Source organism: Clostridium bornimense (genome assembly GCF_000577895.1).
GTDB classification, from domain to species: Bacteria; Bacillota; Clostridia; order Clostridiales; family Clostridiaceae; genus Clostridium_AN; species Clostridium_AN bornimense.
Map to the genome: position 1 here is coordinate 2,185,488 of NZ_HG917868.1, position 17,235 is coordinate 2,202,722.

A 17,235-nucleotide genomic window follows, 5' to 3' on the forward strand; every position below is an offset into this window, starting at 1 on the left:
TTTGATATAATATTGTTAATAAAATTAAACTACTAATTGGGAAGGATACTTGTACATATGAATGTTAATGAAATAGTATTAATTGCAGCTAAAGCAGGGAAGATAATCTTAGAAAATGGCGGAGAAATCTATAGAGTGGAAGATACTATAATCAGAGTTTGTAAGGCCTTCGATGTTAATAATCCTGAAGCTATCGTGATGCCCACTGGTATATTTATATCTGCTACCGATGAAAATAACAAACCTATATCCATTATTAAAAGAATACATAGTAGAAAAGTAAATCTAGATAAAATTTCTAAAGTAAATGACTTATCTAGAAAAATTTCTTCTAAGGCTCTTACTATTGACGAAGTAAAGATGGAATTAGATCTATTAGAAAAAGCACCTGGGTATAAACCACTAACAAATGTACTTATATCTGGTTTTGCTGTTACATCTTTTGCCCTTCTATTAGGTGCTACTATAAAAGACAGCTTCTTTGCCTTTTTTATTGGTGTGATAATAAATTTGATAACTTCATATTTATCAAGAATAAAATTCAACGACTTCTTTATCAATTTAATAGGAGGCGCTGTTGCCGCCACTTTAGGAATAATACTTTCAAGATTAAAGTTAGTATCTTCTATGGATACTGTTATAATCTCATCAATAATGCTTCTAGTTCCAGGACTTATTATAACTAATGCAATCCGTGATACTATCGCTGGTGATTTAGTATCTGGTATCAGTAGAGCATTAGAGGCTTTCTTTATAGCTATTGCAATTGCCGTAGGTACTGGTATGGCATTTAAATTATGGATATCACTAGGAGGTAATATATAATGAATTTACTATACGCTTTTTACGCTGGTCTCGGTTCATTCGCCTTCGGTATATTATTCAATGTACGAGGAAAAAATTTAATATTTGCCGGACTATCAGGGATGTTTGGTTGGTTAACTTATTTAATGTTAATAGATAATGGAAATTCTATTAATGTTAGTCTCTTCGGTGCCTCTTTAGCAGTATCATTATTATCAGAAATTCTAGCACGTATATTAAAAAATCCTGTTACTATTTATGTAATAGCAGGAATTATACCACTTGTGCCAGGTAGTGGAATGTATAATACAATGTTTGAATCGATAACAGGAAGTCTAGAAAAAGCAATATCACTTGGATTTTCCACTTTGATAAATGCTGGATCTATCGCACTTGGAATTGTTTTTGTTTCTTCCATAGGACGATTTTTATTTAAGAAAAAAGAATATAAATTATTACATAGAATAAGATAATATTTAAAAAGGCTATTGAAATAGAATCCTTAGATTCTTATTCAACAGCCCTTTTATTATTCAAAAACTTCGTTAGTATTTAACATTATCCTAACTCTACTTATTCCATTTCTTGTAGCTTTTTCTACTTTTATTTTATAGTTACCTACTTCTATTACAACTTTCTCTTTAGGTATTCCTCCTAGTATCTCCATAACTAGTCCCCCTATAGTATCAGAAAAATACTCCTCATCCACTATATTACTTAAGATATCTATATTACATTCTTCAAGTAATTCATCTAATTCCATGTCTCCATCAACTATATATTCATTATCATTGATTTTTTCAATTTTTACTTCCTCATCATCAAATTCATCTTCGATATCTCCAACTATTTCTTCTATTAAGTCTTCCATAGTTACGATACCATCTAAACCACCATACTCATTCATAACAAAAGCCATAGCTGCTCTTTCTTTTCTCATATCATTAAATAAATCTGATACAGAAGCATATTTATATGTGAAATAAGGTTGTTTCATAACTTTATTCATCTCAAAATTTTCTTTAGTTATGTTTTTGAAAACAAAGTCTTTAACATGCAATACGCCTATTATGTTATCTTTACTTTCATCATATACAGGAATTCTTGAAAATTGCTCTTCTAAAAAAGCTTCCATGATTTCTTCATATGTAGCATCCTTTTCTACTGCTACAATTTCAGTACGATGAGTCATAACGTCTTTTGCTTTCATATCTCCAAATTCAAAAACATTATAAATCATTTGCTTCTCTTCTTCTTCTAAAGCACCTTCTACACTTCCAACTTCTATAATGTCCTTTATTTCTTCTTCAGTAACAGAATCATCTTCATCAACATTCCCACCTGTTATCTTAACAAATAAATTTGATATCTTTTCTAGTAAGAAAACTATCGGTGTTAATATAACTGATAACCACTTAATTATTAATGCGACACTTAAAGAAAACTTTTCTGCATTTTTCTTTGCTAAAGTTTTTGGTATAATCTCACCAAAAATTAGAATTATTATAGTTAATACTATAGTAACTAATGCTACACTTTCATTTCCCCAAAGTATAATAGCTAATGATGTAGTTAAAGATGATGCATATATATTAACAAGATTGTTACCAAATAATATTGTTGATAGTAACTTACTTGTATTACTCATAAGATCTTTTAAAGCCCTGCTTCTTCTTGAATCTTCTAATTTCTTTAACTTAATTTTATTAATAGACATAAGTGCTGTTTCCGATGCTGAAAAAAGCCCTGAAAGTCCTATAAGAATAACTAAAATTCCTATCTTAAAAATACTACTCTGGTCCAAAAACCAACCACTCCTTATATGTTTTATATTATTTATTAACTTCTAATTTTTATAAATTATTTCTATTATATCACCTTTACAATTTCCATTCAAATAAAGGAAAGCCAATTTAGCTCTCCTTATTTACTATCATATTATACTATGAATACTAATCACTACTACATTAACCTTTTGTTAACTTTTATTTCTTTTCATGATAAATTTCATTGTGTCCCCATTATAATAGGTTATCTTATATACTTTCAAAATATTATATAACACTTTCATTTTATATATCATAGATTTTATACATAATACATAATCACAATGAATATTAGAAGTTAGTGATGATTCATAAGTAGATACCCTTGAAGAGTTACTACCATTCATTATTAATGGTAGCAATCTTTTATCACTATAATAAATTCTATCTTTACCCCATATAATTTTAGCAATCTTTTCAACAAAGCTACCCTTAACAATTATTTCTACAGAATTTAAATCATACGCTTCCCTCAATTGATCTTTATTTCTAACAATATATTGTAGCAAAACCTCACCACCTATAAAAACTATAGTATCTTTAAAATAATATCTCTTAGATGTATTCCCTGAAAATTTAGAAAATATACTAAATAAGTGATTATATAATAATTATACTCACCTTAACTAAAAAAATTTACTACTAATATAAAATTATTAAAACCTTTACAGTAACAATTCACATTTCATAGTTCTCAATTCACAATTGTATATTGATTAATTTTTCTCATATACAAAACTGTTATACTTAAGTGTTGTTATTAAAACAAAAACACCTGTGCCATGTGCCATGCAACCTGTTACTTGAACTCCACCACTACTTAACTAGAACAGATGCCAATATTCACTTTAACTATATCTCTATCCCACTAAGAAATATCCTCAAGCTACATGAAAGTTCAACTTTCATTAGCTCCCTGTAAAACACCACTAGAAACCCAATATTAACAAGAAAATAAGACTCAATAAACACCTTATGACACCACCCCTAAGATTTAAGAAATTCCGCAGGAATTTCAACCACTCCTGAGCACTGTGCACTGAAAAAAAGAGTATTGTAAAATTACCACAGTAACCTCACAATACTCTTTATTATCTTATAATTATATTCTTCCAAAAGTCTTTGTTAAATCATGAATCTTATCAGCTAATTCATCAGATAACTGATCCTTTGTAGCTCTCCACTTCCAGTTCTTACCTAGAGTTGATGGTTCATTCATTCTTGCTTCATTTCCTAAATCTAAGAAGTCTTGCATTGTAGCAATTGAAAGGTTAGCAATACTTTCCCATACTCCTCTAATGAATCCCCATCCATATCCTTCTTCTTCATTTAATCCAAGATACTTCACGCAATTCTTTCTTTCTTCTTCAGTAGTCATAGTTTCAAACCAACCTCTGAATGTATTATTATCATGAGTTCCTGTATAAGCTATACAGTTTCTTGGATAATTGTATGGTATATAACTACTATCATCATCACCAAAAGCAAATTGAAGAATTTTCATTCCAGGGAAACCGGTTGCCCTTAAAAACTCCTTCACTTCATCAGTTAAGAATCCTAAATCTTCTGCTATTATATCAACTTTTCCTAAAGCTTTCTCAATAGCTTCAAATAACTTAATTCCAGGACCTTTAACCCATTTTCCATTTATAGCTGTTTCATCACCATAAGGAATTTCCCAATAAGATTCAAATCCTCTGAAGTGATCTATTCTAACTACATCATATATTTTTAAACTTTCTCTAACTCTATCAATCCACCAACTAAATCCGTCTTTTTCTAATTCATTCCAATCATAAATAGGATTTCCCCAAAGTTGTCCTGTAACTGCAAATGCATCTGGAGGACACCCTGCTACCTTAGTTGGTATCATCTTTTCATCTACTTTAAAATATTTTGGATTACTCCATATATCTGCACTATCTTCTGAAACATATATAGGAATATCACCTATTATTTTTATTCCATTGTCATTAGCATATTTCTTAAGTGCTGACCATTGTTTAAAAAACATATATTGTACAAATGTCCAGAATTCGATTTCATCTTTTAATTTTACTTTGCACTCATTAAGAGCATTCTCTTCTCTTAATTTAATAGGTTCTTCCCAGTTTTGCCATGACTCAAGATTATGATCATTTTTTATTGCCATATATAAAGAATAATCTTCAAGCCAAAGTTCTTGTTCCTTTTTAAAATTTTCAATTTCAGAAACTAATTTTCCTTTAGAGTTTTCATAAGCTCTTCTTAAAACTTTCATTCTTGATACAAATAATGTACCATATTCTACGCTTTTATCGTTCCCACCAAAATCTTCGTTTTCATATTCTTCTTTACTTAAAAATCCTTCTTTTTCTAAGATATCAAAATCTACAAAGTATGGATTTCCTGCAAATGCTGAAAAACATTGATATGGAGAATCTCCATAACTAGTTTGGCCTAAAGGAAGTATTTGCCAATAACTTTGTCCTGACTTCTTTAAAAAGTCTACAAACTCATAAGCTTCCTTTCCAAAAGTACCTATTCCATATTTCCCTGGTAGGGACGAGATATGCATTAATATTCCACTGCTTCTTTTCATATTATCCCCTCTCTAACGCTTCTAAATTTGTAAGTTAAATTTCTTTTATTACAGTTTAACTTTTACTTTTCAATGTTATTATATCATTTAATAATAAAAATAATATAACTTTCTCAAAATTTATTGTTTAATATTTTTAATTTACTACAGGACTGTCTTTTTACTAAATAGGTATTTAATAAAATATGTTTATGACTTTCTTCTTTATTTATCAATTTGATCAATAAATTAATACTAACCTTAGCCATTTCTTCCTTAGGTTGAACAGTAGTTGTTATAGCCGGAACATAAAATTTGCTTACATCCATTCCGTCAAATCCAATGATGGAAATATCTTTTCCTATCTCTAGTCCCATATCACTAGCAGCCTTAGCACAGCCTATAGCCATAACATCTGATATAGCAAAAATTGCTGTTATCTCTTTAAATTTCTTTAAAAGTTCTATAGTAGCATTATAAGCACCTTCACTATTATAATTACCAACAGAAACATAATTTTTATTATATGGAATATTATTATCTCTTAATGCCTCTATATAGCCCTTCATTCTGAGGCCACTAATACCATAATCGTTTACATCACCAATAATTATAGCTATATTTCTATGACCGATACTTATTAAGTAACTAGTAGATATATAGCTAGCCTTATCGTTTTCTATTCCCACAGTAGAGAAATTTATATGACGCCTATCATATGTTGTATTTACAGAAGTCAATACTACTGGAATTTTCACTTTTTCAAATAATTCATCATTTACATCTATAAAGTTTCCTCCAAGACATATTAATCCCTGAAGTTTTTTATCTTTTATAAAAGATATTAAGTTATCAATCTCACTTTTCTTACTATAATCATGATGTTGAAGTATCATTGTATAAGATGATCTCGAAATTTCTTTACTTATAACATCTATCATTTCTGTAAAAAAAGGATTAAAAACTCCTTTTACTAAAACTCCTATACTATTTGTCTCATTCTTCTTTAGATTCCTTGCATTATTATTAGGTACAAATTTTGTTTCCTTAATAACCTCTAATACTTTTTCTCTAGTCTCTTTATTTACATCTGGTTTATTGTTAATTACTCTAGATACAGTGCTAACACCAACTCCAGCAAGATTTGCAATATCCCTTATATTCATCAAATCGCCTCCGATTATATGATGAAAATTTATTTTTAGGCTACCGTATAACTTAATACGATAGCCTAAAAATTATATATAAGCTTTGGTCAATAAATTTTAAAATTTTATCAACCCTTAACAGCTCCTGAAACTAGTCCCTTAGATATATACTTTTGTGAACATAAGAATAATATTACTACTGGAAGTGATGACATAACAGCGGCAGCTGAATATTGTGTCCACTTTCCTGAGAAATTATTCGTAATAAATTGTTGTAATCCAGTTGATATAGTTTTTAATTCAGTATCTTTTAAAATTGATGATGTAAATATAAATTCACTATATGCTGCTATAAATGATAATAAGAAAATAACAATCATCATATTTCTAAGTAATGGGAATATTATTTTCCTAAACATTTGGAATGTAGTTGCACCATCAATATATGCTGCTTCTGAAAGCTCCATAGGGATACCATCTATTGTTCCTTTGATAAGCCATATATAATATGCACTACCTGCACCTACTAATAATATAAGGACTAACATACTATTTGATAAATTTAAATCAAAGACGATTTTTATAATTGCTGGTAATGCCATAGTATTTGGGAACATTTGAAGAATTAATAATGCCATCAATCCTGATTTTCTACCAGTAAACTTTAATCTTGCGAAAGCAAATGCTGCTAACACTGATGTTGTTGTTTGAAGTAAAGCTACTGAAATACAAATAATCATTGAGTTCTTAACCCAGATTAAAAAGTCAGTTTCTTGTAGAACTATTTTATAATTCTCTAATGTTGGATTTTTAGGCCAAATACTTGCTGTGAAAGCTTGTCCTGGACTTAATGAAGCCGCAATTACTGCTAATATTGGAAACATGGTAATTACTATCATTATCCATATAAATAATCTTCCAAACCAAGCAGACCTAATTTGATCTGATCTTAATTTCTTTTTATATTTTAAGTTAGTCTCAGCCATATTAGTTTACCTCCTCAAATTGTCCTGATGCCTTCATTTGAACATATGAAATTGTTGCTAATACTATAAAAACTAATATACTTAATGTGGCACCGATTGCATATTTACCATTAACAGTTGATAACTTATAGTTTGTTGAAGCCAAAATATCTGTATAACCAGCATATGGACTTCCTGCTTTTGGTGGATTACCTTCTGTAATTAAATATGCAGATGAGAAATTATTAAAGTTAAATGCAAAACTAGTTATTAATAATGGATAAGCAGTTTGAGCTAATGATGGTAATGTAATCTTCATAAATTGTGTAAATTTACTTGCTCCATCAATTTCTGCTGCTTCATAATAAGTATCTGGTATAGCTGCAAGTGATCCAAGACATACATTCATCATATATGGGAATCCAAGCCATATACTAACAAGTATTACAGATATTCTTGCCAATAATGGATCTGTTAAGAATTTTATTGGTTCCTCTATAATATGTAATTGTTGTAATAATACATTTATAGTTCCAGAGTTACCATTCAATAACCCTTGCCATGATAATATAGCTACTGTTACTGGTAATGCCCATGGTAAAATTAATATTGCCTTGTATATTCCAGCTTCTTTAATATTCGGATTATTTAATACCATTGCTAATAATAGTCCTACTATAAAACTTCCTGCTGTTATTGCTATAGCGAATACTAAAGTCCATAGAAAAACTGGAATAAATACTTTTGAAAAATCTCCAGTTAATACATCTATATAATTACTAAATCCTACTAAATCAGCACTACCTTGAGTGAACTGATCATAATTTGTAAATGACATATATATTGTATATATCATAGGTAAAACAACAAATATAAAAATAGAAATTAGTGCTGGAAATAAATATACTGCAGCTTTAACTCCATCCTTTTTCTTTTTTACCATACTTACATAACCACCTTTCAGTTAATTATAAAAATTGGGGAGATAACTCCCCGATTTTTTCTTACTATTTTATAGCATTTGCTAAATCTTTTTCTGCATTTTTACCAGCATCTTCAGCACTTTGTTGTCCTTGAAGCATAAGAGTTACATTATTCTTTACAGGATCCCATACGCTTGATATTTCTGGTATATTTGGAGTCATCTTAGCATTTTCAGTTGCTTTAGTAAATTGATTTAACGCATCTTTTTCTAATTCAATTGATTTTAATACTGGTAATCTATTACCTACTTCACAAGACTTATTACATAATTCATCATAATTATCTTTAAAGAATTCAAAAGCTAAATCTTGATTACTAGAATTTTTATTTACAAATCCCATTTGAACTCCTAAGAATGGTGAAACAGTTTTACCATTAAGTGTTGGTATTGGTGCAACTCCAAAGTTTACATTAGCTTCTTCAAAAGCTGAAACATCCCATGGACCACTGATATAGAAAGCTGAATCCCCATTTAAGAATGCTTTTTTTGCACTATCATAGTTAGTTGCTTCATCCATTAATCCATCATCTTTTAAGCTCTTAATAAATTTAAATCCTTCAATATCACTTTCGCTATCGAAACCAATATCACTAGTATCGTATTTACCATCAGCATCTTTTTGGAATATATATCCATCTCCTGATAGTATGAATCCAGCACTATAGAAGAAGTTTGTTAAGTCATATTGGAAACCAAGCTTATCATCTTTAGCTTTCTTTACTAAGTCCTCCATAGTTGCAGGTACTTCTGATACTTTATCCTTATTATAGAATAATGCTACTGTTTCTGATCCAGTTGGTATTCCGTATTGTTTTCCTTCAACAGATACAGCATTAATGATTTCATCTGTTGTAACTTCAGATGTATCAATTGTTCCTTCTGGTACTTCTGCTACTAAGTTAGCTTTAACAAAGTTTCCTAAGTTATCATGTGGAACACCTAAAATGATGTCAGGACCATTTTTACTCTTCATTACTGGCATTAAATCTTGGAATTTTGTACTTTCATTGAATTGAACTTTTACTTTATATCCTTTTTCTTTAGCCCAATCTTGTGCTATTTTATTAAATGCATCATATTCACTCTTTACAGAATTTACATAAATAAGTAATTCTTTTGAATCTCCGTCACTATCCCCTGACTTTTCACAACCAACTAAAGCTGTTGTTGATAATAAAACTCCTGCAACTAATGTTGCTAATAATTTAGTACGTTTTCCCATAATAATTCCTCCTAATTTTTATTAACCCTATAATTTTTAATACATTTTTATATAAACCTTAGAGGTTTAACGCAATTCTATTTGATATCATTATTCATCATAGATTTACATATCAGAAAAGGTATTTTAAATTCTGCTGCCTCATTAAATTTACTAATATCATAATGAGATATCTTCTTAATCTTTTCTATTCGATATAAAAGAGTATTTCTATGTATATATAACTTTTCTGAAGCTTCACTAACACATAAACCACTATTAAAGAAAATTTCAATAGTCCTTATAAGCTCTTCATCAAATTTTGAAAATGCCTCATAAAAATTATAATAAATTTTTTCTTTCTCTTTTTTATCTATACAATCGATTACTTCTTCGAAAAGCAAACTTTTTTCACTATATACCTTAGAAGACAATTGATATTTCTTAGCTAATTCTATTCTACCTTTAGTTACTTTAAATTTATCTCTTAATTCAAAAACTGTCTTTACATTAGCATAACTTAAATAATATTTTTCATCTCCGTTAATATAATTAATTATTTTACTAATTGTTTCATTTATATCATTAGATATACAAACTATAACTATATAATTATCTATTTTATCTATTATTGCATTTTCTTTTTGAAAAATTTCATTAAGTCTTTCTATTATATTGTTATCATATTGATTTAGTTTTAAATTAATGAGATTAAATTCATCTAATACAAAAGGTATTATTTCCTTAATAACCTCTTCAGAAACATCTTGTCCTTTTATTATTTCTGATATAATTTCCTCTTTTGATTTTAGTAGTTCATTTAACTTTACCTCTATACAATATTTTAGAAGATCTAAACATATACTATATTTCGATAGAGTTTCAATGATCAATGTTTTGTCATTAAAGGTTACTACAGTCTCTACTTTTTCTTCATTTTCACTATTAATAGAATCTACCAGAATTTCTCCTTCATAGGTTTTAATTGTAAATGGTATATTTATGTTTTCTAGTAAGTGTTTAAAAGATCCTTTGAAACTGTACATGTTACCCCCTACTTATCCAATTCTTAATTCTGTTTCCTTGTCAAAGAAGTGGAACTTTGTATCATACATTGCAAAATCGGTAACGTTACCAACTTGTAGTGATGTACTACCAGTTACTCTTGATACGATAGTATTACCTCCTAAATTGAAGTGTATGTAACTTTCTGCTCCCATTATCTCAACGTTTTCTATTTCTCCCTTAACTACAGAATTTGGATATGCTTGTAATTGTTCTTTATTATAATTTATATGTTCTGGTCTTATACCCATTGTAACTTCTTTATTAATATATCCCTTATTTCTAAGTGATTCTCCTATTTTATCAGATACAGCTACTTTCTCTTTACCAAACTTAGCATAGCATGTACCATTTTCTTCAACTACAGTAACATCTACAAAATTCATTTGAGGACTTCCTATGAAACTTCCCACAAATTTATTTACTGGATGATCATATAGTTCAGTTGGAGATGCAACTTGTTGTATTATTCCATCCTTCATAACTACTATTTTTGTACCCATTGTCATAGCTTCTACTTGGTCATGAGTAACATATATAAATGTTGTTTGAAGTTTGTGATGTAATTTACTAATTACAGTTCTCATTTGAACTCTTAACTTTGCATCTAAGTTTGATAGAGGCTCGTCCATTAAGAATACTTTAGGTTCTCTTACTATTGATCTTCCTAATGCAACTCTTTGTCTTTGACCTCCTGATAATGCTGATGGTTTTCTATCTAACAAATGCTCAATATCTAGGCTTTTCGCTGCTTCTCTTACCTTCTTATCGATTACATCTTTAGGTTCTTTTTTAAGCTTTAATGCGAACGCCATATTGTCATATACTGACATATGTGGATATAATGCATAGCTTTGGAATACCATTGCTATATCTCTTTCCTTAGGTGCTACATCGTTCATTAATTTATCGCCGATATATAACTCACCTTTAGAGATATCTTCTAATCCAGCAATCATTCTTAATGTTGTAGATTTACCACAACCAGATGGACCTACGAAAATAACAAATTCTTTATCTTCTATTTCAAGATTAAAGTCTTTTACTGCAACTACATCTCCTGGATATATCTTGTATATATTCTTCAATGATAAATTTGCCATTTGTCCTCCTCCTTATATTATAACTTGTTTTCCTTACACTTTCATTATAAAACTCATAAACGTTTTCATCTATTGGTATTTTGCACAATATTGGCAGGTTATTTTTGTATTTACCTACAATTTTTAAAGTTTTTATCCACTTTTTCAATTTATTTATTTCAATTTTTTACATTGAAAACCTTTGTATTATACAATTTAAGTCATTTTTATAATATTTTCTTAATATGATAATCCTATTATCGTTTACATAAAAATATATGAGATATAACATATTTTATTAGAAATAATAATACTTTTTTATATACTTAAACTAAAAATGTGGAATTGTAATTTCCTTTCTTTCTGAAAACTTTATTTATACACATTGCAAAATTAACATAAGGACTTCTTTATCACTACAATTTTTCTTTTTAAATATAAATAGTGTTGTGAAATATTCTTCCACAACACTATTTATATTACTTATCTTCTTTTTCTATTACTTTAATTCCTAATTCTTTTAATTGTTTTTCATCTACCATACCTGGTGCCTCTGTCATAGGACATGCAGCGTTTTGATTTTTAGGGAATGTTATAACATCTTTTATGTTATCTGTTCCACCTAAGAACATAATCATTCTATCTAAACCAAAAGCTAATCCTCCATGTGGTGGTGGTCCAAACTTAAATGCTTGTAATAAGAAACCGAACTTTTCTTCTGCTTCTTCATCACTAAAGCCTATTGTATTAAATAACTTTTCTTGTAGCTTTGAATCATGAATTCTTATAGATCCTCCACCAAGCTCTTCACCATTAAGAACCATATCGTAAGCTTTCGCTCTTACTTTTAATGGATCAGTAGTTAAAAGTTCTAAATCTTCATCCATTGGCATTGTGAATGGATGATGTTCTGCTACATATCTCTTTTCTTCTTCATCATAAGATAATAGTGGGAATTCTGTAACCCATAAGAATTTGAATTCATCTTTATTCTTAATTAAGTCAAATTCCTTAGCAATATGAAGTCTAAGTGCACCTAATGATTCAACAGCATTTTTATATGCATCTGAAACAATAAGAACAAGATCTCCATCTTTAGCTCCCATAGCTTCTTTTATTTCATTTGCTTTTTCCTCACTTAAGAATTTAGCTATAGATGACTTAACCCCATCTTCTTTATATGCAATCCAAATAAGACCTTTTGCTTTATGATCCTTGGCAAAATCAACCAACTTATCAATTTGCTTTCTTCCAAGAGCTGCTCCACCTTCAAAGTTAATAGCTTTTACAAAACCACCTTCTTCTATATTGCTCTTAAATACAACAAAATCCATATCTGAAACTATATTTGTGATATCATTTATCTCCATACCAAATCTTATATCTGGCTTATCACTTCCGTACTTATCCATTGCTTCTTTATAAGGCATTCTCATAAATGGTGTCTTAACATCAACATTTAATACTTCCTTAAACACTTTTGATATTAATCCTTCATTTAAAGTCATAACATCATCCATATCTACAAAAGATAACTCCATATCTACTTGAGTAAATTCTGGTTGTCTATTTGCTCTTAAATCCTCATCTCTGAAACATTTAGCAATTTGATAATATCTATCAAAGCCAGATACCATTAATAATTGCTTAAATAATTGTGGTGATTGTGGTAATGCATAAAACTGTCCATTATAATTTCTACTTGGAACAAGATAATCTCTAGCTCCTTCTGGAGTAGATTTTGTTAATATTGGTGTTTCCATTTCTAAGAACCCATGGTCACTAAGATAATTTCTAATGATTGAAGTAGTTTTATGTCTTATCACAAATAACTTTTGCATATCTGGTCTTCTAAGATCTAGATATCTATATTTTAATCTTATATTTTCTGCCGCATCTAAATCTTCTTTTATATAAATAGGAGGTGTTTCACTTTCAGAGAAAATAACAACTTCTTCCCCCTTAAGTTCTACTTGCCCTGTAACCATTGAATTGTTTGGTGACTCTCTTCTAACAACTTCTCCTGTTATAGCAACACAATACTCACTTTTTAATGTATCTGCTATAGCAAAAGCTTCCTTATTTATTTCTTCACCAAAAACAGCTTGAAGTATTCCTTTGATATCTCTTAAATCAATAAATACTAATGAACCTAGATTTCTTTTTCTTTGAACCCAGCCCATTACTGTTATTCTTTTTCCAATATACTCTTCTGTTACTTCCCCGCACATTACGGTTCTTTTTAACCCATTAATACTCACTGCCATTATAATATCTCCTCTGCTATAAACTTTCCTTTATTAACTTTGCAATTGCTTCTATATCATCTAAAGATATATTAGTTATTTCACCATCACTCATTCTCTTGAAATTAGCTTTTCTTTCCTCTATTTCAGTACTACCTAGAATTACTGTGAAAGCAGCCTTTATCTTATTAGCATATTTCATTTGAGGCTTTAAATTTCTACCTGTAACATCAATTTCACAAGCAATACCCTCTCCTCTTAATTTGTTAGCTAATTTTAAAGCTTCCTTTTTACTTTCTAAATCCATAGATCCTACATATAAATGAATGTGAACAGGCTCAGGAATTTCTATTCCTTCTTCTGATAAAGTAAGAAGTAATCTTTCTATACCCATACCAAACCCTACTGCTGGCATAGTCGGTCCTCCTACTTCTCCTATTAGTCTATCATATCTTCCCCCACCACAAACAGTTATATCTTTATTAATTATTTCAAAAACTGTTTTTGTATAATAATCTAATCCTCTAACTATAAATGGATTTACTGTATATTCCATTCCTAGAGCTTCTAAATATCCTTTTAGTTCTTCAAAATGCTCTTTACATTCATCACAAACATGATCAATTATAAGTGGTGCATTTTTAGTAATCTCTTTACACTTATCAACTTTACAATCTAAGATTCTAAGAGGATTCTTTTCAAGTCTTGTTAAACAAGTACCACATAAATCATCTTTAGAAGAATTTAAATATTCTATAAGTGCTTTATTATATTTTGGTCTACATTTTTCGCAACCTATGTTGTTTATATTAAGCTTTAATCCCTTAATGCCTAGATTTTTAAATACTGACATTGCAAGAGAAATTATTTCAGCATCCTGAGCTGCATCTTTTGCTCCAAAAACTTCTACACCAAATTGATGATGTTGTCTAAGTCTACCTTTTTGTACATTTTCGTATCTAAACACTGGTGTAAAATAGTACATCTTAGTTGGCTGTGCTTCATTAAATAAAGAACTTTCTATAAACGCTCTTACTGCTGGTGATGTACCTTCAGGTTTTAACGTTACACTTCTTCCACCTTTGTCTTCAAAAGTATACATTTCTTTTTGAACTACATCTGTTGTTTCACCAACACCTCTTAAAAATAACTCTGTAGATTCAAAAATTGGAGTTCTTATCTCTCTACAACCATAAGTATGGGCAATTTTTCTTAAGTTCTCCTCTAAATATTGCCACTTATAAGATTCTGTAGGTAATAAATCTTTAGTACCCTTAGGTGCTTGTATTGCCATAAATTTTCCTCCTATCACCATCGCTCATTTAAAAACTTTTCTTTTCTTAAAATAAGCTCATCTATTCTATTTACATATTCTCTAACATCTTTAAGATTAGGAAATCTCTCTAATCTATTTTCATCATTAAATATTATTTTTGATACAGCATCACTACCTATAGCAATGATATTTTGTTTTTCCTCAATCATTTCTATATTGTATATGCCCTCATGTCCTTCTATTGAAAATCCTACATTCTCCATATTTCCAACCATATTTTTTTGTCTATACATATAATATGGTTTCATATTTAGCTTTGTTGCTAATTCATTTATCTTTTTATAACTATATAAAACTTCTTCCAAATTAGGTTCCGCTGATAACTTACCTTGAAGAATAAGTCTCTCCAAATTGGATCCTTTCTTAATTGAAAGGCCATGAACTGTTATACCTTCTGGCTTAAGATCTTCTATTGCTTTTACTGTATTATCTATATGACTGCAACCTTCACCAGGAAGCCCAACAATTAAGTCCATATTTATATTATTAAAACCTAGCTCTCTAGCTAAATTAAACTTATCTACAACATCCTTGGCAGTATGCCCTCTGCCTATAGCTTTTAATGTATCATCATTCATAGTCTGAGGATTTATTGATATTCTTGATACATTAAACTTCTTCATAGTTTCTAGTTTTCCTCTAGTTATAGAGTCCGGCCTTCCACATTCTACAGTAAACTCTTTTATAGAATAATCCTTTATAAAACTATTGTATATATTATTCATCACTAGTTCAAATTCTTTTTCATCAACAGATGTTGGAGTACCTCCACCAAAGTACACTGTCTCTATATTAAGAGATTTTTTCTTAACATATTCTCTTACAAAATCTATCTCCTTCATTAATGCCTCTAAATAAGGAGATACAAGTTTCTTATTACTTCCTATAGGATTTGACGTAAAAGAACAGTATAAACATTTAGTTGGACAAAATGCCATACCTACATATATTGAAATTGTATTCTTATCTTTATTAACAAATTTGATTTCTTTATTTACTACATCTAAGCAAAGTCTAGTTTTATCTTCTCTAGTAAAATGATATTTTTTCATATAGTCTACTATTTCTTCATCGGAAAGACCTTGTTCTTTTAAAATTATAACCTTTTTCGTTGGTCTAATACCTACAATTGTTCCCCATGGTATTTCTACTCCTGTAATCTCTGAAAAGAACTTAAAAATACCATTTCTTATATTAGTTTTAACAGGTAAATCTTCTAAAAAGTTATAGACAAAATTCTTCCCCTCTCCTACTATTTCTATGGAGAAGGGATTAACCTTTATATAAAAATTTTCATTACTATCTACTACTTCTACTTCGTTATATCCATAAAATATAGCTACTGTATGATAAATCTCATACCTATATGTCTCATCTGATAATTTTATTTTCATTTTACACTCCTAATAATTATAACTATAATGGATTTTTTCCTTTTCAATTGTAGTACTTGGGCCATGACCTGGATATACTAAAGTTTTTCCATCTAATTTTAATAATTTTTCTGTTATAGATTTCATAAGCACTCTTCCATCGCCACCTGGCAAATCAAATCTTCCATATGAGCCTTTAAAAATTGTATCACCACTAAACAGTACATTATCTATTAAGTAGCACACACTTCCATCAGAATGTCCTGGTGTTTCTATAACTCTAAATTTTAAACTATCAAATACTAATTCATCATTTTCCTTTACATGTACTACATTATCTCCCATCGGTGCTTCGCCGAAGATGAAATCTCTATTTTCCATTCTTTTATTATCAATAGAACTTATATATACATCAACTTCTGGAAATAAGCTTATTAAATAATTAACACTAGCACTATGATCTACATGTCCATGAGTAAGCAAAATCCCTTTTAATTTTACATTTGTATCTTTCAAAAGTTTATTAACTCCCTCAGCAGATTCTCCTGGATCTATAATAATTCCATTTAATGATTCACTATCATAAACAACATAGCAATTAGTCTGATATGCCCCTAAAGCGCTAAATTTAATTTCCATTAATC

15 protein-coding genes are annotated in these 17,235 nt (G+C 29.3%); 2 read left to right on the forward strand and 13 right to left on the reverse strand.

Annotation, left to right across the window (positions count from 1 at the left end; all coding sequences use genetic code 11):
* Window positions 1–57: 57 nt before the first annotated feature.
* Both CM240_RS09835 and CM240_RS09840 read left to right on the forward strand, forming a co-directional pair.
* A complete protein-coding gene (locus CM240_RS09835; RefSeq protein ID WP_044038892.1) occupies window positions 58–825 on the forward strand; it encodes a threonine/serine exporter family protein in 768 nt (255 codons plus the stop codon).
* Window positions 825–1,277 (forward strand): threonine/serine exporter family protein, encoded by a 453-nt coding sequence (locus CM240_RS09840; RefSeq protein ID WP_044038893.1) that lies wholly within the window; start codon window positions 825–827, stop codon window positions 1,275–1,277. The genes CM240_RS09835 and CM240_RS09840 overlap by 1 nt, the downstream gene beginning before the upstream one ends.
* 56 nt (window positions 1,278–1,333) lie before the next feature.
* Here the strand turns inward: CM240_RS09840 and CM240_RS09845 are convergent, their stop codons facing one another.
* The 13 genes from CM240_RS09845 to CM240_RS09905 all read right to left on the reverse strand — a co-directional run bounded on the left by CM240_RS09845 (window position 1,334) and on the right by CM240_RS09905 (window position 17,230).
* Window positions 1,334–2,608: a hemolysin family protein gene (locus tag CM240_RS09845; protein ID WP_044038894.1), complete on the reverse strand. Its 1,275-nt coding sequence runs from the start codon at window positions 2,606–2,608 to the stop codon at window positions 1,334–1,336.
* A 174-nt stretch (window positions 2,609–2,782) separates the two neighbouring features.
* Complete coding sequence (locus tag CM240_RS09850; RefSeq protein ID WP_044038895.1) at window positions 2,783–3,139, reverse strand: hypothetical protein; 357 nt, start codon at window positions 3,137–3,139, stop codon at window positions 2,783–2,785.
* 593 nt (window positions 3,140–3,732) lie between these two features.
* Complete coding sequence (gene malQ / locus CM240_RS09855; RefSeq protein ID WP_044038896.1) at window positions 3,733–5,211, reverse strand: 4-alpha-glucanotransferase; 1,479 nt, start codon at window positions 5,209–5,211, stop codon at window positions 3,733–3,735.
* A 113-nt stretch (window positions 5,212–5,324) separates the two neighbouring features.
* The gene (locus tag CM240_RS09860) at window positions 5,325–6,356 is read right to left on the reverse strand and encodes a LacI family DNA-binding transcriptional regulator (protein WP_044038897.1); all 1,032 of its coding nucleotides are present in this window, start codon (window positions 6,354–6,356) and stop codon (window positions 5,325–5,327) included.
* Window positions 6,357–6,466: 110 nt separating this feature from the next.
* Window positions 6,467–7,324, reverse strand: coding sequence for a sugar ABC transporter permease (locus CM240_RS09865; protein ID WP_044038898.1), 858 nt, complete (start codon window positions 7,322–7,324; stop codon window positions 6,467–6,469).
* A gap of 1 nt (window position 7,325) precedes the next feature.
* The gene (locus CM240_RS09870; RefSeq protein ID WP_044038899.1) at window positions 7,326–8,246 is read right to left on the reverse strand and encodes a carbohydrate ABC transporter permease; all 921 of its coding nucleotides are present in this window, start codon (window positions 8,244–8,246) and stop codon (window positions 7,326–7,328) included.
* Between the two features lie 64 nt (window positions 8,247–8,310).
* On the reverse strand, window positions 8,311–9,510 hold the full coding sequence (locus tag CM240_RS09875; protein WP_044038900.1) for a sugar ABC transporter substrate-binding protein: 1,200 nt from the start codon (window positions 9,508–9,510) through the stop codon (window positions 8,311–8,313).
* Between the two features lie 77 nt (window positions 9,511–9,587).
* Window positions 9,588–10,535 carry a PucR family transcriptional regulator gene (locus tag CM240_RS09880; RefSeq protein ID WP_044038901.1) on the reverse strand — a complete coding sequence of 316 codons (948 nt, stop codon included), beginning with the start codon at window positions 10,533–10,535 and terminating at the stop codon, window positions 9,588–9,590.
* Window positions 10,536–10,547: 12 nt separating this feature from the next.
* Entirely contained in the window at window positions 10,548–11,657 is a 1,110-nt protein-coding gene (locus tag CM240_RS09885; RefSeq protein ID WP_044038902.1) for an ABC transporter ATP-binding protein, read from the reverse strand.
* 458 nt (window positions 11,658–12,115) lie between these two features.
* Window positions 12,116–13,903 carry an aspartate--tRNA ligase gene (gene aspS, locus CM240_RS09890; protein WP_044038903.1) on the reverse strand — a complete coding sequence of 596 codons (1,788 nt, stop codon included), beginning with the start codon at window positions 13,901–13,903 and terminating at the stop codon, window positions 12,116–12,118.
* Window positions 13,904–13,919: 16 nt separating this feature from the next.
* A complete protein-coding gene (hisS, locus tag CM240_RS09895; protein ID WP_044038904.1) occupies window positions 13,920–15,176 on the reverse strand; it encodes a histidine--tRNA ligase in 1,257 nt (418 codons plus the stop codon).
* Window positions 15,177–15,190: 14 nt separating this feature from the next.
* A complete protein-coding gene (locus tag CM240_RS09900) occupies window positions 15,191–16,612 on the reverse strand; it encodes a coproporphyrinogen III oxidase (RefSeq protein ID WP_044038905.1) in 1,422 nt (473 codons plus the stop codon).
* A 9-nt stretch (window positions 16,613–16,621) separates the two neighbouring features.
* Window positions 16,622–17,230, reverse strand: coding sequence for an MBL fold metallo-hydrolase (locus tag CM240_RS09905; RefSeq protein WP_044038906.1), 609 nt, complete (start codon window positions 17,228–17,230; stop codon window positions 16,622–16,624).
* Between the last annotated feature and the right edge of the window lie 5 nt (window positions 17,231–17,235).